This window comes from Rhizobium sp. P1_E6 (assembly GCF_056405875.1).
In genome coordinates, this window is the sequence record NZ_JBFUBG010000206.1 from 1 (window position 1) to 3,127 (window position 3,127).

The following is a 3,127-nucleotide window of genomic DNA, read 5'->3' on the forward strand; positions in this document are numbered from 1 at the left end:
TCTTTGCGATGTCTGTGTTGTCGCTCACGCCGGTCTTTCTCATTTTCCTGATTTTTCAGCGGCTGCTGATCGAGGGTATTGCGACGACCGGCATGAAACGTTGAGCCAGAAGTCGCTATACGCAAACAGGGGATTTTAGATGTCGACGCGCATCGAACTGAAAAATATTGTCAAACGCTTCGCCAACCATGAAGTGATACATGGCATCGATCTGGCTATCGAACCGGGGGATTTCGCCGTTTTCGTCGGTCCCTCTGGTTGTGGCAAATCAACTCTGTTGCGAATGATTGCCGGCCTTGAGGATATTAGCGGCGGAGAGTTGTTGATCGACGGCACCACAATGAATGAGGTGCCTCCCTCCAAGCGCGGTATCGCTATGGTGTTTCAATCATATGCACTTTATCCGCATATGACCGTTTATAAGAACCTCGCTTTCGGACTTGAAACTGCCGGATATAAGCGCCCCGAAATTGAGCAGCGCGTTAAGCGAGCAGCCGAAACTCTCAAAATCGATGCGTTGCTTTCGCGCCGCCCTAAGGCGCTGTCTGGCGGCCAAAGACAACGAGTTGCTATCGGACGAGCTATCGTTCGCGACCCCAGAATCTTCCTCTTTGACGAGCCGCTTTCGAATCTTGACGCAGAGCTGCGAGTTCAAATGCGAGTCGAGATATCCAAGCTTCATCAAGAGCTTGGGAACACGATGATCTATGTCACACATGATCAGGTCGAGGCCATGACCATGGCCACCAAGATTGTCGTGCTCCGTGACGGACAGATCATGCAGGTGGGTTCGCCGCTTGAGCTGTACAACAATCCTATGAACATTTTCGTCGCGGGCTTCATCGGTTCTCCAAAGATGAATTTCATCAAGTGCCGTTGGAGCGCCGGTGATCGTGGTGTGGTGCTCCAGGAAAGCTTTGTTCCGTTCCATGAGCTCGGGGATGCCACAGGCGCGAACAGTCCAGTGACCCTCGGCGTCCGCCCCGAACATCTTGTTATAGGAGGAGACGCGGGTCATTTGCTGGGCTACCTCAAGGTCGCACTTGTTGAACAACTTGGTGGAGCAACCGTGGTCTACGGAGAGACGTCGGTTGCGGAGACAGTCACAGTTATGATTCCTGGTCAGGTCACCGTGGCCACGGGCGATTTGGTGCCGCTGAGATTCAACGCTGCCCACGGCCACCTTTTTGGCGAGGATGGCAACGCCATTCGCCGGCCCCATTAATGGGGCCAGCAACCTTTAAACTTGCTCTCTGAGCAATCATCAACGGCTGCGAATTTATGGTCGGCATTGAACTTGCCGCGCCCAGGTAGCTCACGTTCTCACGATAGCCACGCATCGGCCCATATCCGTCCGTCAATGGAGTTAGTTATGACGAAAGAAATCTCAACTGAAGTAAAGCTCGCATATGTTGGCGGAGGCTCCCTGAACTGGGCTCATGTCCTTATGGCGGATCTCATTCACGACGGTACTATTTCTGGTGAGATTCGGCTCTACGATCTCGACATCGCAGCCGCTGAACGCAATGCGGTTATCGGAAATCGACTGTCTCAGGCGCATGGAGTTGATATTCGGTATGTCGTATCGAGCACACTTCAAGACGCACTGACGGGGACCGACTTCGTTGTCATCTCGATCCTGCCAGGCTCCTTTGACGACATGGCACATGACATCGAACTCCCGCGAGTAGCCGGCATACGTCAAGCGGTCGGTGACACTGTCGGACCAGGCGGGTTTGTTCGGGCTATGCGCGCGATCCCAGCAATGGCCGAAATCGCTCACGCGATCCAGAAATATTCGCCAAAAGCCTTTGTCTGCAATCTGACAAATCCGATGTCCGTTCTGACTGGCACTCTCTACGCGGTGTTCCCAGAGATTAGGGCATGGGGAGAATGCCATGAGGTCACAAAGCTTCGGCACATTATCGCTTGGCTGGCCAACCAAAAGGGCAAAGGCAAGGCCGTCGGGTTTCGTGATGTTCAGATGAACGTTTTGGGTATCAACCATTTTACGTTCGTCGATCGTGCGACCGTAGATGGAGAAGACTTTCTCCCAGAATATCTCGCTTTCGCGGCTTCGCACATGGAGAAAGGCTGGCGCGAAGTGCCGCTTGATCCCACGAACGAGTACCACCGCTATTTTGAAGATATGAATCGAGTGAAGTTTGATCTCTCCGCTCGTTTTGGCATCGCCGCCGMGGCTGGCGACCGGCACCTGGCCGAGTTTCTCCCCATGAATTGGTACCTGGCCAACGTCGAGGATTGGGGATTTGGGCTGACCCCTGTCGAGTTCCGCAACCGGGAACGGCTGGAAAAGCAAGCTGCCGCCAAGAAAGTAGATATGTCAGGGGAAACCCCGATCCTGCAGCCAGCGTCTGAGGAGGCTCTTGTCGGCCAAATAAAGGCGCTCACGACAGGCGACGTCCTCGTGGTGAACGCAAACATGCCGAACCGCGGTCAGATGGACGGGTTCGCGCCAGGAACAATCGTCGAGACAAACGTCATGTTTTCTGGTCTGGGGATCCAGCCGATCTTTGCCGGACGGCTGCCAGCCGCAGTGGAAGCACTTGTGAAGCCTCACGCGGAACGGCAAACGGCTCTCGTCGGGGCGGTTCTGGAAGGGGATGTCGAAGCTCTGGAAGGGCTGTTCCTTACCGACCCTCTGGTTCGCTACCTACCGCCGGAGAAAGCTTCGTCGCTTCTCCGCTCGATGGTGACCGCGACCGCTAATCGCCTTCCGGAAAAGCTCCGTACGCTGACCAATTAAAATATGCGGCGCGCCAGCCCATCAACGAGGGGTGGGCTGGCACCGGACAGTATTGGAGAGCAATGCCGAGTGCGCTGGAGCAAATCCAGCAAAAGTGTGCAGCGGTTTTGCGTCTGGAATTGCATAAAAACAAAGAGATAGAGAATTTTCGTGATTCGAAGAAAAACGGAAATGCTCTAGGGCGTGCGCAGCGTTTAGTTGCAAAACGTCCGGCGGATCGATCCGCACGCCGTGAGGTTGTTCAAACGGGTCGGCTTTGGATCTTCGGAAACAGAGAATAGCCCCGATCGACAAAGGAGAGGAATTCTACAATGAACATCAAGATGGTATTGCTTGCGTCGGCAGCAGCATTTGCTGCAT

At 54.3% G+C, this 3,127-nt stretch carries 2 protein-coding genes and 1 pseudogene; all 3 read left to right on the top strand.

The features are described from left to right. Positions 1-104: pseudogene (locus tag AC1D35_RS35285) on the top strand (carbohydrate ABC transporter permease); the annotation flags it as partial. A 35-nt stretch (positions 105-139) separates the two neighbouring features. Next, positions 140-1,225 (top strand): ABC transporter ATP-binding protein, encoded by a 1,086-nt coding sequence (locus AC1D35_RS35290; protein ID WP_477854883.1) that lies wholly within the window; start codon positions 140-142, stop codon positions 1,223-1,225. Between the two features lie 147 nt (positions 1,226-1,372). Beyond that, positions 1,373-2,767, top strand: a complete 1,395-nt coding sequence (locus AC1D35_RS35295; protein ID WP_477942572.1) for a family 4 glycosyl hydrolase — start codon at positions 1,373-1,375, stop codon at positions 2,765-2,767. Positions 2,768-3,127: the final 360 nt, after the last annotated feature.

Bases quoted from the DNA above. Each gene is read 5' to 3' on its own strand.
- AC1D35_RS35290 (WP_477854883.1), top strand. From the start codon at position 140: ATGTCGACGCGCATCGAACTGAAAAATATTGTCAAACGCTTCGCCAAC.